Source organism: Marinobacter antarcticus, assembly GCF_011049865.1.
GTDB classification, from domain to species: domain Bacteria; phylum Pseudomonadota; class Gammaproteobacteria; order Pseudomonadales; family Oleiphilaceae; genus Marinobacter; species Marinobacter antarcticus_A.
The window spans coordinates 1-22,291 of the sequence record NZ_DRGY01000090.1 but is presented as its reverse complement, the minus strand read 5'-3'; the positions used below and the strand labels follow the sequence as shown (position 1 = coordinate 22,291).

General features: G+C 56.8%; 18 protein-coding genes and 2 pseudogenes. 11 read left to right on the top strand and 9 right to left on the bottom strand.

The window, feature by feature from the left end; genetic code table 11:
• Positions 1 to 25 precede the first annotated feature (25 nt).
• From ENI00_RS11500 to ENI00_RS11490, 3 genes are read left to right on the top strand one after another with little or no spacing between them, the layout of a single operon-like run.
• On the top strand, positions 26 to 1,234 hold the full coding sequence (locus ENI00_RS11500; RefSeq protein ID WP_304102280.1) for an ABC transporter substrate-binding protein: 1,209 nt from the start codon (positions 26 to 28) through the stop codon (positions 1,232 to 1,234).
• Positions 1,235 to 1,242: 8 nt separating this feature from the next.
• On the top strand, positions 1,243 to 2,052 hold the full coding sequence (locus tag ENI00_RS11495; protein WP_304102278.1) for an ABC transporter ATP-binding protein: 810 nt from the start codon (positions 1,243 to 1,245) through the stop codon (positions 2,050 to 2,052).
• A complete protein-coding gene (locus ENI00_RS11490) occupies positions 2,049 to 3,851 on the top strand; it encodes an AMP-dependent synthetase/ligase (RefSeq protein ID WP_304102275.1) in 1,803 nt (600 codons plus the stop codon). The genes ENI00_RS11495 and ENI00_RS11490 overlap by 4 nt, the downstream gene beginning before the upstream one ends.
• Positions 3,852 to 3,883: 32 nt before the next feature.
• On the opposite strand, the gene ENI00_RS11485 is transcribed toward ENI00_RS11490, so the two are convergent.
• Complete coding sequence (locus ENI00_RS11485) at positions 3,884 to 4,309, bottom strand: VOC family protein (RefSeq protein ID WP_304102271.1); 426 nt, start codon at positions 4,307 to 4,309, stop codon at positions 3,884 to 3,886.
• 114 nt (positions 4,310 to 4,423) lie between these two features.
• On the bottom strand, positions 4,424 to 4,987 hold the full coding sequence (locus ENI00_RS11480) for an NADPH-dependent FMN reductase (protein WP_304102268.1): 564 nt from the start codon (positions 4,985 to 4,987) through the stop codon (positions 4,424 to 4,426).
• 224 nt (positions 4,988 to 5,211) lie between these two features.
• On the opposite strand from ENI00_RS11480, the gene ENI00_RS11475 reads away from it, so the two are divergent.
• On the top strand, positions 5,212 to 6,237 hold the full coding sequence (locus ENI00_RS11475) for a tellurite resistance/C4-dicarboxylate transporter family protein (RefSeq protein WP_304102265.1): 1,026 nt from the start codon (positions 5,212 to 5,214) through the stop codon (positions 6,235 to 6,237).
• On the opposite strand, the gene ENI00_RS11470 is transcribed toward ENI00_RS11475, so the two are convergent.
• From ENI00_RS11470 to paaX, 5 genes are all read right to left on the bottom strand, one after another.
• Complete coding sequence (locus ENI00_RS11470) at positions 6,221 to 8,506, bottom strand: heavy metal translocating P-type ATPase (protein ID WP_304102262.1); 2,286 nt, start codon at positions 8,504 to 8,506, stop codon at positions 6,221 to 6,223. The two genes, ENI00_RS11475 and ENI00_RS11470, sit on opposite strands and share 17 nt — an antisense overlap.
• Position 8,507: 1 nt before the next feature.
• A complete protein-coding gene (locus ENI00_RS11465; protein WP_304102260.1) occupies positions 8,508 to 9,227 on the bottom strand; it encodes a c-type cytochrome in 720 nt (239 codons plus the stop codon).
• Positions 9,228 to 9,235: 8 nt separating this feature from the next.
• On the bottom strand, positions 9,236 to 9,841 hold the full coding sequence (locus tag ENI00_RS11460; protein WP_304102258.1) for a cbb3-type cytochrome c oxidase subunit II: 606 nt from the start codon (positions 9,839 to 9,841) through the stop codon (positions 9,236 to 9,238).
• On the bottom strand, positions 9,838 to 11,454 hold the full coding sequence (locus ENI00_RS11455; protein WP_304102255.1) for a cbb3-type cytochrome c oxidase subunit I: 1,617 nt from the start codon (positions 11,452 to 11,454) through the stop codon (positions 9,838 to 9,840). Before ENI00_RS11455 ends, ENI00_RS11460 begins: the two co-directional genes overlap by 4 nt.
• A gap of 119 nt (positions 11,455 to 11,573) precedes the next feature.
• Entirely contained in the window at positions 11,574 to 12,545 is a 972-nt protein-coding gene (gene paaX / locus ENI00_RS11450; protein WP_304102252.1) for a phenylacetic acid degradation operon negative regulatory protein PaaX, read from the bottom strand.
• Positions 12,546 to 12,867: 322 nt separating this feature from the next.
• On the opposite strand from paaX, the gene ENI00_RS11445 reads away from it, so the two are divergent.
• The 7 genes and pseudogenes from ENI00_RS11445 (at position 12,868) to chrA (ending at position 19,410) form a co-directional block, all read left to right on the top strand.
• Positions 12,868 to 14,028 carry an ABC transporter substrate-binding protein gene (locus ENI00_RS11445; RefSeq protein ID WP_304102250.1) on the top strand — a complete coding sequence of 387 codons (1,161 nt, stop codon included), beginning with the start codon at positions 12,868 to 12,870 and terminating at the stop codon, positions 14,026 to 14,028.
• Between the two features lie 77 nt (positions 14,029 to 14,105).
• Complete coding sequence (locus ENI00_RS11440; RefSeq protein ID WP_304102246.1) at positions 14,106 to 14,981, top strand: branched-chain amino acid ABC transporter permease; 876 nt, start codon at positions 14,106 to 14,108, stop codon at positions 14,979 to 14,981.
• Positions 14,981 to 15,988: a branched-chain amino acid ABC transporter permease gene (locus ENI00_RS11435; RefSeq protein WP_304102243.1), complete on the top strand. Its 1,008-nt coding sequence runs from the start codon at positions 14,981 to 14,983 to the stop codon at positions 15,986 to 15,988. Before ENI00_RS11440 ends, ENI00_RS11435 begins: the two co-directional genes overlap by 1 nt.
• Entirely contained in the window at positions 15,985 to 16,743 is a 759-nt protein-coding gene (locus ENI00_RS11430) for an ABC transporter ATP-binding protein (RefSeq protein ID WP_304102240.1), read from the top strand. The genes ENI00_RS11435 and ENI00_RS11430 overlap by 4 nt, the downstream gene beginning before the upstream one ends.
• A 21-nt stretch (positions 16,744 to 16,764) precedes the next feature.
• Positions 16,765 to 17,226: pseudogene (locus ENI00_RS11425) on the top strand (hemerythrin domain-containing protein); the annotation flags it as partial.
• A 210-nt stretch (positions 17,227 to 17,436) separates the two neighbouring features.
• Positions 17,437 to 18,141 carry an ABC transporter ATP-binding protein gene (locus ENI00_RS11420; RefSeq protein ID WP_304102307.1) on the top strand — a complete coding sequence of 235 codons (705 nt, stop codon included), beginning with the start codon at positions 17,437 to 17,439 and terminating at the stop codon, positions 18,139 to 18,141.
• 60 nt (positions 18,142 to 18,201) lie between these two features.
• Positions 18,202 to 19,410 (top strand): chromate efflux transporter, encoded by a 1,209-nt coding sequence (gene chrA / locus ENI00_RS11415; protein WP_304102237.1) that lies wholly within the window; start codon positions 18,202 to 18,204, stop codon positions 19,408 to 19,410.
• Between the two features lie 88 nt (positions 19,411 to 19,498).
• Here the strand turns inward: chrA and paaZ are convergent, their stop codons facing one another.
• Both paaZ and ENI00_RS18635 read right to left on the bottom strand, forming a co-directional pair.
• Positions 19,499 to 21,556, bottom strand: coding sequence for a phenylacetic acid degradation bifunctional protein PaaZ (gene paaZ / locus ENI00_RS11410; RefSeq protein ID WP_304102234.1), 2,058 nt, complete (start codon positions 21,554 to 21,556; stop codon positions 19,499 to 19,501).
• 20 nt (positions 21,557 to 21,576) lie between these two features.
• Positions 21,577 to 22,212: pseudogene (locus ENI00_RS18635) on the bottom strand (2Fe-2S iron-sulfur cluster-binding protein); the annotation flags it as partial.
• Between the last annotated feature and the right edge of the window lie 79 nt (positions 22,213 to 22,291).

Below are 22,291 nucleotides of genomic sequence, written 5' to 3'. Positions count from 1 at the left end.
ACAAAAAGCCGCAAGGAGAACAGACATGTTCAAAAATATCCTCAGTAAGGGCCGCAGACTTGCAGGCGTTGGCAGTATTGCCGCAGCGCTTGTTGTCGCCTCGCCCGCCATGGCGCAGGACAAAGAGCCCATCGTATTTGGTGGTTCCATTCCGCTGTCTGGCGTATTCGCGTTTGCCGGAGTGCATATCCATGCCGGTTTGACGGATTACACAAGCTGGATCAACAGCCAGGGAGGAATCAACGGGCATCCGGTGAAGTATGTAATGGAAGACACCGGCTATGAGGTTGATCGTTCCGTCGCCGCGTTCAAGAAAATCACCGGCAGTAACACGGTTCCGGTTTATTACGGCGACAGCACAGGGTTCATGAAAACAATTGCCTCAGAGCTGAACAGCAGAGGCACCACGCTTATGAGCGGTGCCTCGTTTGCGACCGCGTTGACAGACAATGAACAGTATCCGTATCAGTTCGTCCCCGGCCCGAATTACACCCAGATGTTCGGAATCATCCTTGAGTACATTGCCACTCAGGGCAAGGACGGCGACATGCCCACCGTCGCATTTGTATACAGCGACACCGAGTTTGGCAAAGATCCCATTGAAAACGGCAAGGCCAAAGCCGCCGAGATGGGCATCAAAGTGGTGGAAGAAATTGTCACCAAGCCCGGCAGTGTCGATGTGTCTGCCGAGGTGCTGAAACTGCGCCGCGCTCGCCCCGACTTCGTGGTGTTCCACGGCTATGTGCTATCGCCCATAAACGAGTTCATGGTGCAGATGCGTCAGATGGGCCTGGACACCCAGTTTATGGGTACGTTCTGGTCTTCCGACAAACTCATTATCAACAAGATGGGTGCAGACGCCGACGGCTATATGGGTGTTATGCCCTACAACTACTACGACAGCCCCGAGAGTGGTCCCATGTTGGACGCACTGAGAGCCCAGGCCGAAAAGAGTGATCCGGATGCCGGCTACCGCCCCACCGGATACATACAAGGCTGGTTTAACGCCATGGTCTGGACCGAAGTGATCAAGCGCACCATGGATGCGGGCAAAGAGCTGACCGCCGACAACATGGCGGAGTCTCTGGCGTCTATCAAGGACTGGGACACCGGCGGCATTATCGGTATTCCGGTTACGGTGCACGACATGTCGTTCCCGGTGGGTCGAATCTGGCGTGTGAATGCCAAAGAAGCGCGCTATGAGCCGGTATCCGACTGGATTCACCTCGACTGAGACGCTGTATGGAAGCCTTGCTGGAAATCGATAACATCGAAGTGGTTTACAACAAGGCGGTGCAGGTTCTACGGGGCCTGTCACTGCGTGTTCCCAGCGGCGCTATTGTCGCGCTGCTGGGGTCTAACGGCGCGGGCAAGTCCACCACGCTGAAAAGCGTGTCCGGCTTGCTGGCGCTGGAAGACGGTGAGGTGACGGCCGGAGAGATCCGCTTCAAAGGCCGCTCTTTAAAAGGCATGGCGCCGGAAAAGCTGGTACGCAACGGCCTTTTTCACGTGATGGAAGGGCGCCGGGTATTCGAGGACCTGACCGTTGAAGACAACCTTGTGGCGGCGACTTATGCCCTTAGCGGGCGCAAGACGTCCCTGAGTGATTCCTACGAACTGGTTTACGATTATTTTCCCCGCCTCAGGGAGCGCCGCAAGCAGCTTGCGGGCTATTTGTCTGGCGGAGAGCAACAAATGTTGGCGCTTGGCCGTGCGCTGATTGCTCAGCCAGAACTGATCATGCTGGATGAACCATCGCTGGGTTTGGCTCCGCAGTTGGTTGAAGAAATATTCACCATTATTGCCCGTATAAACCGGGAGCAGGGAACGGCAATGCTGCTGGTGGAACAGAATGCGGCTGTGTCTCTTGCGATTGCGTCTTATGGGTACATCATGGAAAACGGCAAAATCGTGATTGACGGCCCGGCGGATAAGCTTTCGTCCAACGAGGACGTTCAGGAATTCTATCTCGGGGTTGGAAGCAAAGAAGGAGAAACCCGCAGTTACCGAGACATCAAACACTATAAGCGCCGTAAGCGGTGGCTGTCATGACAACACCACGCATTCGTGATCTTACTCTTGTGCAGATGCTTCGGGCCCACGCCGCAGAGCGCCCGGATGCGCTGGCGCTGCGCCAGAAGGATTTTGGTATCTGGCAGGCCTATTCCTGGCAAGACTATTACCAGCGCTCGCGGCATTTTGGTTTGGGCTTGCGAGCGCTGGGTCTCTCAGAGGGTGGCCACGTTGCCATACTGTCGGAAAACCGGGTCGAGTGGGTTATCGCGCAGATGGGCATTGGCCTGGTAAACGGTATCTGCGTGGGGGTATATCCCACCAGCCCCTGGAATGAAGTGGCCTACGTGCTTGCGCACAGCGATGCCGAAATGGTGGTGTGCGAAGATCAGGAACAGACCGATAAAGTGCTGGAGGCGTGGCCCCAGTTGCCGCAACTCAAACATAACATCGTTGTTGATTACAAAGGCTTGCGCGCCTATCCGTCGCCGCCGTCGTCGTTTGAAGACATCGAGAAGATGGGGCAGGAGTTTGAGAAAACCCATCCGGAGCTGATCGACCAACTGCTCGACCGTCAGAAGATGGATGATATTGCCCTGATGATCTATACCTCCGGCTCCACCGGCCGACCCAAGGGCGCCATGATCAGTTGGGGTAATGTGCAGGCCGGTGCGCCTGGGCTGATAGAACTGCTGGAGGTGGATCAGCACAGTACCAGCCTTTCCTATCTGCCGTTATGCCACGTGGCAGAACAGGCACTGACCAATATTGCGCCGGTGTATGTGGGCAGTGCGGTGAGTTTTGGTGAAAGCCTGCGCACGGTTCAAGAAGACCTGAGGGAGATTGCGCCCACGTTTTTTCTCGGAGTTCCGCGGATCTGGGAGAAGCTCCATTCTGCTATCTACATCAAGATGCAGGAGACAGGGCGTTTGCGGCAGTGGCTTTTTAACCGCGCAATGAGTGCGTGTGAACCCATGGCGACCAAACCAAAAGCAACATGGAGCCTGGGGGAGCAGCTCACCTACCGGCTTTTCTACTGGCTGGTGTTCCGTGCGCTGCAGAATTTTATCGGTTTGCGCCGTTGCACCATCGCGCTTACCGGCGCGGCACCGATCTCAACGGGCATTGTGCAGTTCTTTCGCACGTTGGGCGTGCCCCTGGTTGAAGTTTATGGGCAAACTGAAAGCACGGGCGTTGCAACGGCCCAGCGTCTGGACACGGTTTGCCTTGGCACCATTGGAACCGCAGTCGCAGGGCTGGAAGTAAAGCTGGGAGAACAAAACGAGATCCTCATGCGGGGTGGCACGGTATTCAAAGGCTACTACAAGAACGATGAGGCAACGGCAGCCACCCTGAAGGATGGCTGGCTGTATACGGGTGACGTAGGCGAGTGGCGGGAAGGGCAGCTTCGAATTGTAGACCGGCTCAAAGACATCATGATTACCGCCGGAGGCAAGAATCTATCGCCTACGGAAATTGAAAACACCCTCAAGGCGAGCCCTTATATCAAGGAGTGCATTGTTATCGGGGAAGCTCGCAAGTTTGTTTCAGCGCTGATCCAGATCGATTTTGAAACGGCCGCAAAGTGGGCGGAGCAGGAACGAATCGCCTACACCACGTTTCGCAGCTTGACCGAGCAAGAGAAGGTGCGCGAGTTGATACAGACCGAGGTGGACAAGGGCAATGACAGGTTGCCGCAAGTGGCACAGATCAAGTGTTTTCATCTGCTGAGCAAGGAGCTGGATCACGATGACGATGAGGTGACCGCCACCATGAAAGTGCGGCGAAGCAAAATTTATGAGAAATACAACGAGGTCATCGAGTCGTTGTACAACTGACACATCTTGCTACCCGCAATCAACGGCTCAGTCTACTTGGCGAAGAGCTGCCCCATGTCGGCAAAGGCCTTGAATTCCAACGCGTTGCCGCAGGGATCAAACAGGAACATCGTCGCCTGCTCGCCCGGCTCACCCTTGAAGCGGATATAGGGCTCGATCACGAATTGTGTATCGCGATCACGCAGCCGCTCGGCCAGCGCTTCCCACTGCGCCCATTCCAGCACAATGCCGAAATGCGGCACTGGCACGTCGTGGCCATCGACCGCGTTGGTATGCGCGCTTTCCTGCGAGGCGGTCTTCGGATGCTCGTGGATAACCAGTTGATGGCCGTAGAAGTCGAAATCGACCCAGTGATCGCTCGACCGGCCTTCAGCCAAACCGAGCGTCTCGCCATAGAAATGCCGCGCCGCCGGCAGGTCGTGTACCGGAATAGCCAGATGAAACGGGGAAAGTGCCATGAGTCTGTCTCCTGCAAGTCAATGATGAACGAATAGGATACTTCTTTGAGTAGACACTCGTCACTATCGTGCGCCACGGCACGAGGCCTAATGCTGATCGGTTCTGACCGGCGTTCAGCGCATGGTTTTCAGGGCTGTCGTCCACTTTTCCAGTTCGGCCAGCATGGCGACGGCAGAAGGATCAATCAGATCGTTGGAGTGGAATACCTTATGGTCGTCCAGATGGTTCCATGCCATGGGCACCATGACGCCTTCCACCATTGGCATCATCTTCAACGTGGTCACCAACTGGCGGGCCAGTGTTGCGGCACGTATACCGCCGGCTGCACCGCCATAGCTTACAAATCCGCAGGGCTTGTAATTCCATTCGTTGTAAACGTAATTCAGAGCATTTACAAAGGCCGGAGGCGGGCAATAGTTGTACTCAGGGGTAACGAACACAAAGGCATCGGCGGCGTTTACGCTTTCCGACCAGTTTTTGGTGTGAGCGTGCTCGTAAATGCCTGAGCGTGGGTGATGTGCCTCGTTGTAAATCGGCAGATCAAAATCAGCCAGATCCACCAGTTGGCAGTCGAAACCTGAGTTGTTTGCCGCAAACTCATGAAACCAGTTCGCGATGGAGGGGCCGATGCGGCCCGGGCGGGTACTGCAGATTACGATGTTCAGTTTAAGCGCCATAAACAGGATCCTTGATGGGTGTTAAAAACGGTCCGAGACCGGCTTTTTTAATGACATTCAATTTAAACGCCCAAACGCGGGAGATCAAACGAGGTATTTTGAGAGAGATGAACAGGAAATCCGTTCAATGCCTCCTTATGCATTCATTAGTAAGGACGTGAGGACATGCCCGGCGGTGGGGTAAACTGGGAAGAAATTAGAGAGGAAATGCGAGTGAGCGAGGTATGACACACGATCTCAGAAGCCTGTCACCGGCCTATTTTGGCATGGTGATGGCAACCGGCATCATATCGTTAACCGCCCACATGTTGGGTTTTGATCGGATAGCCATCAGTCTGCTGTACGTAAACATCGGCTTCTATGGAGTGTTGTGGGTTGCCATGTTTGCCCGGTTTCTGCGGTACCGTCGGGAATTTCTGCTCGACGTTGTGGACCACCTGCGTGGCCCCGGGTTCTTTACTCTGCCTGCTGGCTCAAGCGTTCTTGGCAGTCAGTTTATTATGCTCACGGATAACACCGTGGCCGGTCGAATTCTCTGGGTGGTTGCTATCCTGCTCTGGTTAACGCTGATTTACACAATTTTTACGGCGTTCACCGTGAAGGAGGAAAAACCGTCCCTGGATAAGGGTATTACCGGCGGGTGGTTGCTGGCGGTTGTGGCAACCCAGTCGATTGCGGTACTCAGTGCGTTAATCGCGGTGGAGATGCCGCAACCTTACAAGATGGGCATTAATTTTCTGGCGTTATCCATGTGGCTTTGGGGTGGCATGCTGTACATCTGGATGATGTCGCTGATCTTTTACCGGTATACCTTTTTCAAGTTCTCTCCGGGTGATCTTGCACCGCCTTACTGGATAAACATGGGCGCTATGGCGATTTCAACGTTGGCCGGTTCCCTGCTGATTCTGAATGTCAGAGATGCGCCTTTCCTTGATTCCTTGTTGCCATTTCTGAAAGGTTTCTCTGTTTTTTACTGGGCGACCGGAACCTGGTGGATACCCATGTTGCTCATTCTTGGTATATGGCGACATGTGTACAAGCGCTTCCCGCTGGAATACGACCCGTTGTACTGGGGAGCGGTGTTTCCGTTGGGAATGTACGCCGCCAGTACCCATGAGATGGCCGGCGCATTGGGGTTTCACTTTCTTGATTTCATACCCGTCACTTTTTTCTATCTTGCGCTGGCAGCCTGGTCCGTAACCTTCATTGGGCTTGTGCGATCACTCAGACAGGCTAAGCCGGAACACTGACCTCTCCGGCCTTCGGCGAGGTGTCCGGCTCATCCGCCGGCACCTGGTTTTGCATGCGCAGGCTGTTGAGCAAAACACACAAACTGCTGAGCGACATGGCGAGGGCTGCAATAACGGGTTGCACCCAGCCGATGACGGCCAAGGGCACAACCAGCGCGTTGTAGCCTACGGCCCAGAACAGGTTCTGACGCATGAGTTTGCGCGCCCGTTGCGCCAGTTGCAGAGTGGCAGGCACTTTTGCAATGCTCTCGGTTAAATAGACCGCTGCGGCCTCGCCGGTGGCGGAGGCCGCAGGCCCAACGGCAATGCCAAGCCTGGCGCCCGCAAGGGCGAGGCCATCGTTCAGTCCATCCCCTACGAATACGGCATTGGTCTGTTTTTCGAGGTTGTCTATAAAGCTGTGTTTCTGCTCCGGAGAGTAGCCGGAAAGAACGCGTTTGGGGAGGATTCCGAGGCGCTCCGCCAGTTTGAGGCAGGCTTGGCGGGTATCGCCGCTGAGCAGGTAAATCACGTAGCCCTGTCGAGCCAGTTGGCCGATCGTCGGCGTCGCTTCCGGCCTGAGAGTTTCCTGAAAACCGATTTTTCCGGCATAGAGCCCGTTGAAGGCCAGGTGAACGCTCATTCCGGTATCTTCGGTGAACGGCACCTCAATGCCCTGCTCACGAAGCCAGCGTGCTCTGCCTGCCAAGGCGATGTCAGCGTCATTTACCCAGCGCGTGCCCGCACCTGCGATGCTTTCCCGGCTGCCATCTACCCGTACGCCATCTACCCGAAGGCTATCGGCCCGCGCGTCGTTGAATGAGGCCGCGCCAGAGGGTGCAGTATCCGCCGCAAGTCCCCGGGCGACCGGGTGCGTTGAGTCCCTCAGAGTGCGGCGTGCGAGCTGCAAAAGGGAGGTTTCCGTCCATTGGCCAAACGGTGTAACGCTGTCCACACTGGGCTCGCCCGTGGTCAGCGTGCCGGTTTTGTCGAAAACAATCGCGCCTACCTGCGCGGCGGCTTCCAGCGCAGCGGGGTCACGCAATACGATGCCACGATTGACCATGCCCGCATGCCCCATGGTAATAACCAGTGGAATGGCGAGACTCAACGCGCAGGGGCAGCTAATGATCATAACCGCCAGACCGCGGGCGGCCGCTTCGGGGGCGGGAACACCCTGCAAAAGAGCCAGTCCTACGGCCAGTGCAGCCGCCACCACAATCACGGGCAGCAGGATTCTGGCAATGCGGTCGGTCAGCCGCTGCAGGGTTGTTTTACGGCTGAGCAGAGCGCTGATGGAGCGCGACAAGCGGTCGATGCGGCGCTCACCCATAACGGCCGTAACGGTGAGTTCCAATTCGCCTTCAACCAACTGACAGCCAGCAAGCAGTTCGGCTCCTGGCCCGAGAGCGTGTGGCAGGTGCTCTCCGGTCAGCATGGACAGGTCAGCCTGACCCTGCCCGCGGATAATGTTGCCATCCAGGGCGAGCTGTTCGCCGGCGTGAAGCATAATGCGTTCGCCGGCTTTAACATCGCGGGCCAAGCGGGTTTTGAGCTCACCGCTACGGGCTTTCACGATGACATGCTCGGGCACATCCTGAAGGTAACGGCGAATGATCTCCGAGGCGCGGCGGCGTACGCTGGTGTCGAGCAGCCTTGCGATCAGCTGGAAAGTGATCAGCATAACGGCCGCGTCGAAGTACACATGATGGCTGCCGGACACAAGTTGCCAGGTCGAGATGAGGCAGGCGGCCAGTACCGCCATAAAAATCAGGCTGTCGAGGCCGGGGGCGCCGGCAATCATTGTGCGCCACCCCACACGATAGAAGTGGGATCCGGCATAGAGCACAACAGGCACGGCAAACAGGCCGCTGGCCAAAGCGAGGGGCCAGAGAACCTCCGGCTCTACCGCTCCGAACGGTGCCAGATAGATCAGCAGCGCCGGCATCATGCTCCACATGCCAAAAACGACCGCAACCGCCAGTCGTCTTTGCAGGTGCTTGCGCACGGACTCCGCCTGGATCTGGCTGCGCTCGGGATCAACCGTATCGTGCAGACGATAACCCAAACGGGCAACGGCCTGTTGAAGGCTTGCAAGCCTGGGCTTTTGTTCGTCCCAACACACAAGGGCTATATCAGCGGCAAAATTAACCGCCGCATCACTGACGCCTGGCTGCTTTTTCAGAAGGGCTTCAACGGCGATGGCGCAACTACCACAGCGCATGCCCTCGATCATCAGGATTTCCTGGTGCAACGATTCGTGGGCTGTGTTTGCGGTTTTGGCGGACATTTCAGGGCTTTCCGAATACCTCCACCAGCTCATCTGCTGACCATACTGCGCGGTCACCGAAACGTTCTTTATGCTCTGCTACCACTTTCGGGCTGATGTCACTTGCGTCATTGCCCCACTGGCTGCGGGTATAACTCAGCACAGCGGCCAGCTCTGCATCGGAGAGTTGGCCGCCAAACTTGGGCATGGCACCCTGAAAGGTATTGCCTGCCACTTCAATGTTGCCCTGTAAACCATCGTGAACGATGGCGACAGGAATAGCCGGATCACCCTGTAGCCATTTGCTTCCCGCCAGGGGTGGAAAGGCACCCGGTATACCTTGCCCACTCGCCTGGTGGCAGGCGCTGCAATGGGCGCCGAAAAGTGCCGCGCCATCAGGGGTTGCCGCGGCGATGCTGCTGTCAGGTTCTGAAGCGGCGGAGGTTTCAGTGCTGTCAGCCGCTTCAACACTGTCCGCCGTGTCAGTACCATCATTCGTTTCAACACCGTCCGCTTGCTCTGCCGTTACGTCTTTGGCCGGGTTGGTTTGTGGGTGCTCGGCTGCAACGGGTGTGCGGCTATCACCGCCCAGCATGGGCTTGCCAATCTGCCAGGCGTAGTAGCCAACGCCCCATACAATCAGAATGGCGATCCAGGCGAACACAAATTTGGGAGCGGCGCGGGTGCCTTCTTCCGGTTCGGGCGCTTCACGGTTTTGGGCGCGATGATCATGCTCGTTCATAGCGCACGTTACTCCTTGGGTTTATCGGTTGTCGGCAAGGTAGGTGCCGGGTAAGTATGATCAAGCGCAAGCATGTACTCAGCCAGCGCGAGCGCATCGTCAGTGGCAACCACTTGTCCGGATTCAGGGCCAAAAGACGCCGGCAGGTACACTACTTTGTCACCCTCGGCCGCTTTGTCTACCTCGCGAAACAGGAAGGGATAAGACGGCATGATGCTGTCTCTGTGAACGATCCTCGGGTTGTAAAGGTGCAGCAGTTGCCAGTCGACGCTGGGCAACCGTACGCCAACGTTGAACAGATCAGGACCGGTACGCATGGTGCCCAGCAGGTGAGGCTGATCGTAAGCGTAGTCGCCGGGAACAGAAGGGCGGCCCCAGCCCCGGTCTCTGTCTCCGGGCGCGTAACCCGGGTCCCGGGGCTGCTGGCTATGGCAGTACACACAGCCGTTGGCGATATACACCTGCCGGCCACGTTGTTGCTGCTCGGTGTAGGGTTTCAGATCCGGTGGAACCTGTTCCGCCGACATTTGTAGATACGGCATAACCACCAGCGTAAGCGTCGCTAACAAAAGAATAAGCGCAGCACCGACCATAATTGCGAGAGCACGTTTCATCGAGTGGGCTCCTTGACAGAATTACGGAAGAGTGTGGGTTGCTCGTTGCCGACGCCGCGATGCATCAACATTGCGACAAAATGGAATGCAAACACCAGGTGTCCCAGCGTCATCAGCGCGCCGCCTACGGTGCGGGCCTGAAGCCCCGGAATGGTCATGCGCACAATATCCATAAAGGGCATGGTGGCATCGAGCAAGGCCACGCCCTGTTTCCAGCCGGTAATCGTTAAAGACACCACGTAAATCAGGATGCCGATGCTCACCAGCCAGAAATGCAGGCTGATCAGCCTGCGCCAGGGCCATTCCCAGTTGGTGAGGCGGGGCATGATGAAGTAAACGGCACCAAACAGGATGAAGCTGAGGAAGGCATACATGCCAAGGTGGGCGTGGGCGATGGTGTAATGCGTAAAGTGGGTGATAACGTTAACGCTGCGAAGCGCTTCCATGGAACCTTGCAGCGACGAAACGGTGTACATGAGCGCGCCAATCCACACAAAGCGAAGGGTTGGCGAGTCTTTCAGGCGGCTGAAATTGCCCATCATGGTGCCGTGGTGGTTGATCGCAACGGTAATGACCGGAATCGACATCATCACGCTGTGAACGATCGAGAGGGTGACCAACCACGTGGGTATGGGGCCGCCAATAATGTGGTGAATACCAACCTGGCTATAGAACAGCGCCAAAGACCAGAAGCCGATCAGCGACAACTGGTAAGAGATAATCGGCCGGCCGAGAATTTTCGGAATCATATAGTAGGCGATGCCAATACCAATGGGGGTTACCCAAAGCCCGAGAACGTTGTGTGCGAACCACCAGTTAACGGTAGCGCCGGAGGCGCCGGGGAACGTAAAAGGCAGGTTGGCGATCAGAAACAAAATGGGGAACCACACCAGTGCGGCCATCAGATACCAACTGGTGACGTAGAGGTGTTCCACTTTGCGATTGGCGGCGGTAAGCAGTAAGGGTATGGCGCACAAACCGCCTCCCACCACAAACAGAAGATCAACCTGCCAGGGAAACTCCAGCCATTCTTCGCCGTCGGAAAAACCCAGGGTAATGGCGATCAGCCCCAAAACCAGGCCAATGTTCCAGATAACGCTGCCCATAACGGCGTACTTTCCGCCTGCCAGGGAGGTTTTGAACAGTCGGGGAATCAGGAAAAGCGCTGCGCCAATCCCGGCCATGGAGGCCCAGCCATAAGTAACCGCGTTCAGGTGTACGGGGCGCACCCGCCCGAAGGTAAGAAACTCACTGGATATCAGAAACTCGGGAAGGTGCATTTTTAAAGAGGATATCAACCCGAAAATGGAGCCCAGAACCAGCCAGAAAATGGCCGAACTCAACCAGGCCAACACCGCTGTTCGCGAGGACTGGTCGGCCGTCCAGCGGCCCTTGATGGCGGCTGCCTGCTCGCTGTTGTCACCGGTAAAAGCCGGCTCGGCCGCCAGCGCGGGGTCCTCACTGTGGCCTTCCTCGCCCGGAGAGAAAATGGTGCGCGCCGCTTCTTGCCCGTGACTGAACTGGTTGTTGGCGATAGACCAGATCAGTAGCAGTAGCCCAACCGTCGAAAGTACGAAGGTAATGATCAGGAGAATGGCAATGGTTGGCGTCATAAACCTTCCTATTTGATTTACTTTAAATACATCTTAGTAGACGGCAGCACAAAGGTGCAAATGATTGCAGATTATAACGGCACGCCACGAGGATATTGGCCGCAGGAATTGATAAATGTTCAGGCTGATGCTTCCGCCACAACGGCCCTGTTGTTAACAGAGTTTTCCTCAACCAGACCGCCGAAGCGCCGATAAAACCCTTGAGTTGGGCCGGGGAGGGGGCCAGAGGCGTTTTCCAGTACGTTTGCCAGGTGCTCATCGGCGCGGCTGTATATTGCCCGGTACAGGTTGCGACACAGTTGTTTGGCGCTGCGCCCTTCCCAGTCGCCCGGCAGGAGTTCGTCTGGCAGCAGGGGGTCTCGCAACAGAATTTTGCGGTATTCGTGAATCAGCAGAATGCGAACCGTAACGCAGTCTTCCGGGCTCAGGTTGTCGTGGGTGTTCAGATCCTTCCACAGTGGCCGGAATTTTTCCAGAAAGCGCTTATAACGGAAACCCAGTTCGTCCAGGTTCCAGCTTTCTCTGACCTGCCTGCGCAGAGCCTTTGGGCTGCGCTGTTCCAGGGGTTGGGTCTGCATCACGATGGTGTCTTCCAGCGCGCCCCATTCCTGAAGCAGAGGCACCAGTTCGTGGCGCGTGAAGCGCGGATGTTCCATAACGCCTGAAGCCATATTGCCAAAACTCAGCCATTTGAGTTCTTCGCGAACCTTGGCGCGCGTTTCGAGCTCCAGCTGATTGAGAAACACCAGACACCAACTGCCGTCCCAGTCGTCCGTGCCGAGCGTGTACACGTGTTCGAACGCCTGCTGGAAGCGCCTCAGCCCCGCTCCGGTAACGCTGTAATAGCTGCACCGACCCACTTTTTCAGTCTGCAGCCAGCCGTCCTGAACCAGCCTGTAGACTGAGGTACGAACCAGCCGCTCGCTCACGCCCATGGGCGTCAGAAGTTTCATCAGGCTGCCCAGCCAGACGTTACCGCCGCGCGGGTGAATGATGTCGCCATAGGTGGTAATGATCAAAGACCCAGCGCGCAAAGGCCGTTTTTGCTGGAAGTCGAGGATCAGTCGGTCGAGCTGATGTTTTGCAGACATGATTCGTGTATCTCTTCAGAATGTCCGCCATGCTGAACCTGCTGGCGGAGTGTGTCGGGTGCTTATGAGAAATTGTCAAAAAGGCGTCTTTATACTAATACATTGGTATCGATCGTTGTAAAAGTTATCCGCCTGAACGCAGTACTCGGTTGACACTGGTTTAATGATACAATATTTTCCGTTGATATCCGCCAACGGTATCGTATTATCGATATGGCGGATAGCCATTAACGGGGGTGATAGACAAATGTCTGTCATGCTGTGCTGAGAATAGGGCCTGTAAAACCAGACCGCCCTGACCACACTTTGGAGAACAACAACAATGTTCAAAAATATAACGCGTCGTGCAAGCAAATTTGCGGCCATTGCAGCGGTAGGGCTGCTGGCCATGAACGTTCAGGCAGCTGAACCCATCCGTATTGGCTCCTTTCTTTCGGTTACCGGTCCCGCATCGTTTCTGGGTGATCCTGAGCTGAAAACCATGGAGATGTACGTTGAAAAAATCAACAAAGACGGCGGCGTTCTGGGCCGTCAGCTTGAACTTGTTCATTACGATGATGCAGGCAACGCTTCCAAGGCGCTTAACTTCGCAAGCCGCCTGATCCGGTCCGACCGGGTAGACATTATCGTTGGCGGCAGCACCACCGGTGCCACCATGGCGGCTGTGCCATTGGTTGCACAGGCCCAGATTCCATTTATCTCGCTGGCGGGTGCCGTGGTCATCACGACGCCGGTTAAAAAGTGGGTTTTCAAAACTCCGCAAACCGACCGTATGGCGGCAGAGCGCGTTCTGAATGATATGAAAGAGCGCGGCCTGACCAAGGTTGGTCTGATCTCGGGTACGGGTGGCTTTGGCAGTTCCGGGCGTGAACAAACGCTTGCGGCGGCCAAGGAAATGGGCGGAATCGAGATTGTGGCTGACGAAACCTACGGCGGCTCCGATACCGACATGACCGCGCAGCTAACCAACATCCGCGGCACCAAAGGTGTGCAAACCATTCTTAACTTCGGTTTTGGCCAAGGCCCTGCCATTGTTACCCGTAACTATGCCCAGCTGGGTATTGATCTGCCGTTCTACCAGTCTCACGGTGTTGCCTCAGACGGTTTTCTTGATCTGGCCGGCAGCAGTGCCGAAGGCCTCAGATTGCCGGCTTCACCCTTGTTGGTGCCAGATTCGCTGCCCGAATCAGATCCGCAAAAGCCCGTGGTTGAGGCTTACAAAAGCGAATACGAAGCTCGCTGGAACGAGAAGGTGTCTACCTTTGGTGCCTACGCCTATGACGGCCTGATGTTGGCGGTTGAAGCCATCAAGAAAGCGGGCAGCACAGATAAAGCCGCTGTACGCGATGCCCTTGAAAGCATTCAGGGTCACGTGGGCGTTACCGGTACGTTCAACATGTCAGCAGACGATCACAACGGTCTGAAAGCTGATTCCTTCCGCATTCTGGAAGTTCAGGACGGTGGCTGGAAGCTGATTAACTAAGCTTATCCCCATCCGTACTACAGGCTGGCAACGCCCTTGAAAGGGCGTTGCCAGCCGCTGCGCTAGCGGACCCGATTATGTTCTCTGAATTTCTGCAGTACCTGTTCACCGGTATCACGATTGGTGCAACCTATGCCCTGATCGCCTTGGGTTTTACCCTGATTTATAACGCCAGCCACGTCATCAACTTTGCCCAGGGCGAATTTCTGATGATCGGCGGTATGGCGACCGTATCCATGACAGCCATGGGTGTGCCCATGCTGCTCGCGGTTGTCCTTGCGGTGATTCTGGCCGGCTTGCTGGGTATTGCCCTGCAGCGTTTGGCGATTGCCCCTGCAAAAGATGCCAATGTGGTGACGCTGATCATTATCACTATCGGTGCGTCTATTTTTATTCGTGGCCTGGCCCAGTTGGTCTGGGGCAAGGGATATCATGTAATGCCCAACTTCAGCAGCAGCGAGCCCATTGAGATTTTTGGCGCTGTGCTGAACAGCCAGAGCCTCTGGGTGCTGGGTGTGGGCGCTGTGATGGTTGTCGCGCTGGTGTACTTTTTCACGCGCACGCTGACCGGCAAGGCGATTCTTGCGACCTCAATGAACAAGGATGCCGCTCGTCTGGTGGGTATCCGTACTCAGGTTGTGCTGATGCTGGCGTTTATGGTGTCTGCGCTGCTGGGCTCAGTCGCCGGTATTGTGGTGGCGCCGATTACGTTCACGTCGTACAACATTGGCATCATTCTGGGGCTGAAAGGCTTTGTGGCAGCGGCCATTGGCGGCCTGGGCAGCGGCATGGGTGCAGTGGTTGGCGGCCTGGCTCTGGGCGTGGTTGAAGCCATGGCAGCTGGCTACCTGTCTTCAGACTATAAAGACGCCGTGGCCTTCTCGATGATTCTGTTGGTGCTGTTCTTCATGCCCCGGGGGCTGTTTGGCGCCAAAATTGTGGAGCGGGTGTGATGATTGATCGGCTTCCACAGTTCCGTCTCAGGGGCCTGGTGTTTCTGGCCATCGTTGTGTTTTCGGTGCCTCTGTTTATTTCGAATCCTTTTCATTATGGCCTGGCCACTCAAATTGCCCTGATAGCCGGTGCGGTGGTTGGCCTTAACCTGTTAGTGGGCTTTGCCGGCCAGATCAGCCTGGGCCACGCTGGGTTTTTCGGGCTGGGTGCCTATTTCAGCGCCATCATGACCAGCACTTACGGCTGGTCTGCCATTCCTGCGTTAGTGGTCGGGGCCATTGCTGTGGCCATCGTTGCGTGGGTTGTTGGCCGTCCTATTTTGCGACTGAAAGGCCATTATCTTTCCATGGCGACCCTGGCCGTCGGTTTCATCATTGCCATCATCCTGAACAACGAGCGCGAGACAACAGGTGGGCCAGACGGCATGCCGGTGCCCCCGTTTGATGTGTTCGGCTGGGAGCTCAGCCCCTTTGGGCAGTATTCCCTGTTCGGGCTGGACATAAGCGGTGATCTGGCCTGGTATCTGTTTGCGGGCATTGTGCTTCTGGTCGCGGTATGGCTGGCGCAGAACCTGATCGACTCTCCCATTGGTCGCGCCTTGCGTTCGGTTCACGGCTCAGAGGTTGCGGCGAGCGTGGTGGGTGTGAACACGGCAAAGTACAAAAGCCTGGTGTTTGTTATCTCCGCTGTTTATGCCAGCGTAATGGGCGCGCTTTACGGACACTTCCAGGGTTTTATAACGCCCTCCGTGGCCAGTTTCGACTTCTCCATTTTGTTGATCACCATGGTGGTGCTGGGCGGAATGGGCTCGACCATCGGGGTGATTATCGGCGCTGTGGTGTTAGAACTTTTGCCGCAAGTGCTCGCCGATTTTCAGGAAATGGAAATGGTACTGTTTGGCCTGATCCTGATGCTGACCATGATTTTCATGCCCAAGGGCCTGCTGCCTACGGCGGCCAGTTTTCTGGCCAAACGACGGTCGAAATCTGCTGGAGGTGACGCATGACGGCTCTGGTGGAAGTTAACAATCTGTCCAAGGCGTTCGGTGGTGTGCACGCCGTAGAAGACGTGAGTTTCTCGGTTGATGCCGGCCAGGTGTACTCGGTTATCGGGCCGAACGGCGCGGGTAAAACCACGCTCTTCAATCTGATTACGGGCCTGTATGTTCCCACCGGTGGCGAAGTGAAGCTGAACGGTGAAAGCATCGCGAAGCTCGAGCCGAACCAGTTGGCAGAACGGGGCATGTGTCGCACGTTCCAGCAGATGCAGATCTGCATGAACATGACGGCGATTGAAAATGTGATGCTTGGCCGTCACCTGACCCTGAAAAGCAGTCTCCTGACCACCTTGTTCCGTTTGCCCGCGCTGACCCGTGGTGAAAAGGCCGCGAGGGAAAAGTCCGCTGAGCTGATGGCCTTCGTTGGCTGCGGAGAATACCTTGATACCGAAGCCTCAGCTATGTCTTATGGCGCGCTGAAGCGCCTGGAAATTGCCCGGGCGCTGGCGGCAGAGCCGAAAGTCGTTTTGCTGGATGAGCCAGCCGCTGGACTGAACGCGGTGGAAACGGCCGCGCTGGAAGATCTCATCCGCAAGATTGCCGAGCAGGGCATTACCGTGATGCTGGTAGAGCACGACATGAAGCTGGTGATGGGTATTTCCGACCGTTTGCTGGTACTGAACTACGGGCGCGTGCTGGCGGAAGGCACGCCGGAACAGATTCGCGAAAACCCGGATGTAATCGCGGCCTATCTGGGCGGTTAAACGGAGCGAGGATTATTCATCATGACATCTGTACAAACACAAACACCGACCAACGTTGCGCCTGAAGACAGCTACAGCCAGCAAGCCATCAGCACGATTGTTCAAGAGCACCAATCGCTGTGGCGCGTTCTGGATTTGCTGGATCAGCTTCAGTACGACATGAATATCAATGAACAACGGCCCGATGAGACGTTGTTTAACACCATTTTTGATTACATCCAGCATTTTGCCCGGCGGGTGCACAGTTCTCCGGAAGAGATCGTGCTGTATCGCGTGCTGGGAGAAAAATCGCCGGAGACCAAGCCACTGCTGGGTAAGCTGGCACACGGGTACGTCATCGGCGATCAGAAGATCAATGAGTTGCGACACCTGCTGACCCTGTGCGTGGAGCGCTGGCCCGAAGGCCAGGAAAATTTCAGTCACGCGCTGGCAAGGTTTACCGAAGCCTTGCGCAAGCACATCAAAAAAGAGGAAGGGGTTGTTATTCCCCGGGCGCGTAAAGTGCTGAATGAAGACGATTGGCACCGGATCATTGAATCCCGCGACCAGGCAAATGATCCACTGTTTGGCGAACGGGTGCGGGATGAATTCCGTGAGCTTCGCCACCGCATCGTGAGCTATACGCCGGAGCGACTGGGCGGCCTGGGGCTGAATCATGCGCCGCGCAAAGCCACACAGCACGCCACGGAAGAAATGCTGTTGATCAAGGGCCTCAAAACTTCTTACGGCCAGATTGAGGCACTTCACGGCATTGATATTCATATCAACCGTGGTGAAATCGTGTCTCTGGTCGGCGCTAACGGTGCTGGCAAGTCGACGTTGCTGATGACAATCTCCGGCCTGCAGCCAACAGACAGCGGCAGCATTACCTTCGAGGGTAAAGACTTGCTGAAGGTTGGAACGGATCGCCGTGTTGCCAGTGGCATTGTGCAGGTGCCCGAGGGCCGCCAGGTGTTCAAAGACCTGAGCGTGGAGGACAACCTGCTGCTGGGTGCCTACACCCGGGGGCGTAGCCCGGAAGTGAACGACGACATTGAGCGCATGTACGAAAAGTTCCCCATACTGCGCCAGAAACGCCGAAACCTGGCGGGCGAATTGTCCGGCGGCCAGCAACAGATGCTGGCCATGGGGCGCGCCCTGATGGCAAAGCCCAGGCTTTTGCTGCTGGACGAGCCCAGCATGGGGCTGGCGCCGCTGATCATTGAAGAAATCTTCAACATCGTTAAAGAGCTCAAAAACGAAGGCATGACCATTTTTCTGGTGGAGCAGAACGCTTCTCAGGCGCTGGCGCTTGCCGATCGTGGTTACGTGCTGGAAACCGGCCGGGTGGTGATGGAAGGCTCGGGCCGTGAGCTGTTGAGCAACGAAAAAGTGCGTGAGGCGTATCTCGGCATGTGATAATTTGCGGGCTTCATCTCGCTGATCAGATAGCAGGTCAGGTTAAAAGGGAGCCCGTCGATGAGTCCTGAACCCGCTTCTCCGGGGCGCGCCAAAGAAGTTTTCAGCGCCTTCCTACTGTTGGGCCTGACGTCGTTTGGCGGCCCTGTTGCCCACCTCGGCTACTTTCGCACCGAGTTCGTAGAACGTCGCCGCTGGTTGACCGAGCAGGACTATGCCGACCTGGTGGCCTTGTGTCAGTTTTTGCCCGGCCCCGCCAGCAGCCAGGTTGGCTTCGCTCTGGGGCTGATGCGCGCTGGCCCATGGGGCGCTGCCGCCGCCTGGGCTGCGTTCACTCTGCCTTCCGCCATCTTGCTGGTGCTGTTCGCCCTGGGCGCCGGCAGTGTGCTCGACGGCCCTGTTAGCCAAGGCATTGTTCACGGTCTCAAGGTGACGGCGGTGGCCATCGTCGCCCACGCCGTCTGGGGTATGGCCCGCAGCCTGTGCCCTGATCGCCGGCGTGCCGGTATTGCCTTGGGTGCCCTGTTCATTGTGTTTCTGGTCAGCGGTCCGCTGGGCCAAGTGGTGGCCATTGCGGTCGGAGCCCTGGCCGGCATCATGCTTTGCCGGGTTCGCACTGAAATCAACGTTCAAGAACTCTCCCTGCCCGTCTCGGCGCGCGCCGGCAACCTGGCGGGACTCGTCTTCGTTACCTTGTTGGCCGGTTTGCCACTGTTGGTTTGGGCTAGCCCTGACCCCTCCGCCATTCTGGCGGTTATGGATGCCTTCTATCGTGCTGGTGCCCTGGTGTTTGGTGGTGGGCACGTGGTGCTGCCGCTGCTGGAATCGGAGGTGGTGCAGTCGGGCTGGGTCAGTGCGGAGGCGTTTCTGACCGGTTACGGCGCCGCTCAGGCAGTGCCCGGGCCGCTGTTCACGTTTGCTTCCTATTTGGGTGCGGTCATGACGCCACTGGGCGGCAGCCTGTTTGGTGCCGGCCTGGCGCTGGTGATGATCTTCCTTCCCGGGTTGCTGCTGTTGGTGGCAGTGATGCCGCACTGGAACCGGTTCCGCCGCTGGAACAGCGCGCAGGCACTGATGCGGGGCGCTAATGCTGCGGTAGTCGGCATTCTGGGCGCGGCGCTTTACCAGCCTGTGTGGGTCAGTGCCATTCTCGGCCCCGGAGAGTTCGCCCTGGCGCTGACCGGCTTTCTTCTGCTCAGCGTCTGGAAGCTGCCCGCCTGGTGGGTGGTCATTATTCTGGCCGGTGGCGGTATTCTCATTACTCTGTAGCCGGTATACCCAACGTTATCAATCACACTCATCCACAAAAAAGTCGCCAGAGCTGAGCGCTGCTGGCGACTTTTCACGTTCGGGCACATTATTCCGGTGTCTGGGCAGCCTTCTTGGCAACCAGCGTCAGAATATCGTAGCTGGCAACCAGCTCGTCTTCCTGATTGGTTACCTGAACATCCCACACAACCACGCCTTGCGGGTGGCCATCCGGTGAGATTCGGCCCTGATCAATCTTGCGCTTACAGGTCAGTCGGGCGCGAATGGTGTCGCCCGGCGCGACCGGCTCAATGAAGCGCAGCGTGTCCAGGCCGTAGTTCGCCAGTACCGGGCCTTCGCCCGGGTGAACAAACAAACCCGCCGCCGCAGACAGCACGAAATAGCCGTGGGCAATGCGCTTTCCGAACTGGCTCTCACGGGCTGCGATCTCATCGAAATGCATATAGAAATGATCGCCAGACAGGCAGCCAAAATTCACCAGATCTGCTTCCGTGACCGTGCGGCGGTGCGTTAGCAGTGACTGGTTTATCTGCAGATCTTCGAAGTGGAAGCGGAACGGGTGCACCTCGTTTTCGATGAGCTTGGCGCCGCGAATGTACTCACCGGTAACTGCGGCCAGCATGGTGGGCGAACCCTGAATGGCGGTGCGTTGCAGGTAGTGATACACAGCGCGAATACCGCCCAGCTCTTCACCACCGCCGGCGCGCCCCGGGCCGCCGTGCTTCAGCATGGGCAGGGGTGAACCGTGACCCGTGGATTCTTTTGCGGCTTCCGCATCCAGCAAGTGCAGGCGGCCATGATAGGCCGCCAGTGCCGGGGCCAGCTTGGCGATGGTTACCGGGTCGCGGGTGGTGACTGTGGTAACCAGCGAGCCACGGCCTTTGGCAACCAGCTCAACGGCGTCGTCCAGAGTGTTGTAGGGAATAATCGTGACCACCGGGCCAAAGGCCTCGATGTCGTGGGCGCCACAGCCGTTTTCCGGATTCCGGCACAGCAGCACGTGGGGCTCAATGAACGCGCCTTTTTCGGTGCCTTCGCCGGTGGGCTTGAAGTTGCCTTCGCCCCCGACAACCAGCTCACTGGTTTTCAGCAGTTCCTGGATATTGGCTTTGACGTCTTCCAACTGATCGATAGAGGCCAGAGCGCCCATGCGCACGCCTTCGACGGAAGGGTCGCCCGTGGTGATTTTCGCCAACCGTTCCTTGAGCTTGTCGCACACCGCCTGCACCTGATCCTGAGGCACGATCACCCGGCGTATTGCGGTGCATTTCTGCCCCGCTTTGGCGACCATCTCGCGGCCGATTTCCCGCACAAACAGATCAAACTCTTCGTGTTCCGGCGTGACATCCGGCGCCAGAAGGGCGCTGTTCAGCGAGTCGGCTTCCGCATTGAACGGAATCGAACGGTTGATGATGTTCGGGTGAACGCGCAGCATGCGGGCGGTTTTCGCCGAGCCGGTAAAGGTGACCACATCCTGCTCTTCCAGGTGCTCGAACAGATCGCCGGTGCTTCCGATGATCAACTGGAGGCTGCCTTGGGGCAGAGCGCCGGATTCGTGCATCAGGCGCACGGCCAGTTCGGTCACGTAACAGGTAGAGGTAGCCGGCTTCACGATGGACGGCATGCCCGCCAGAAAGGTGGGCGCAAACTTTTCCAGCATGCCCCACACGGGGAAGTTGTAGGCGTCTATGTGAACGGCTACGCCACCGCGAGGCACCATGATGTGGGTGCCGGCGAAGTGGTTGTTTTTACCCAGCGGCGTAACGGGGCCTTCGTGCACCACGTTGCCGGAGGGCAGTTCGCGACGGCCCATGCTGGCGTAGGAAAACAGAGTGCCAAACCCGCCGTCGATATCAATGCCGTTATCCGCTTTGCTGGAACCTGTGTGCATAGACAGATCGTAGAGCTCTTTCTTGTGCTCCTGCAGGTACATCGCCATGGCCTTGAGAGCCAGGGCGCGTTCCTGAAAATCCATGGCCATGAGAGTTTTCCCACCGACCGTGCGGCCGTATTCCACGGCCTTTTTAAAATCCAGAGTGTCGCTGTGCGTGTGCGCAACGATCTCGCCGTTGATGGCGCTGGGCAGGGCTTTGGCCTGCTGCTCGCCAACCCATTCACCGGCAATAAAACTTTTAAGAACTGACATGTACAAAAACTCCAGAAGGACTATTCGTCGTAATCAAGTGTGACCGTGTCACTGACGGGGTAGCACTGGCAGGACAACACATAGCCTGCTTCAACTTCGTAATCTTCCAGTGCGAAGTTCTGATCCATCTCCACTTCGCCTTCGATCACCTTGGCGCGGCAGGTAGAACACACACCGGCCTGACAAGAGTAAGGCAGGTCGGCACCTTCGTCGTTGCCTGCCTGAAGAATGGTTTTGGTGTCGCGCACCAGGTTGAAGGTCAGTGAGCGACCATCGGCTTTTACGGTGACAACACTGACGGCTTTCGGGTCGACTTTGGTTTCGACTCGGTCTTTGCGCGCCTGCGGCACACCACCGGCAGGGGTAAAGAGCTCGTAGTGAACGTTCGATTTGTCCATGCCGTGGCGAACCAGAGAGTCGCGCACGGTTTCAGTTAACATCTGCGGGCCGCAAAGGAACGCAGCGGTCAGGGTTTTAGCGTCGATCCAGTGATCGAACAACTTGTCGCATTTATCGGCATCGATGCGACCGTTGTACAGATCTATGTCCTGCTCTTCCCGGGTGAAGATGTACACCAGGTTGAAACGGGTCATATATTCGTTTTTCAGGTCCTGCAACTGGTCCCGGAACATCGTGCTGCTGGTGCCTTGATTGCCTCGAACCCTTCGATTACTTCAAATGCATATAGAGCCGATACGATCATGAATAAATTCTACTCACTGACCCTCAAAGAGG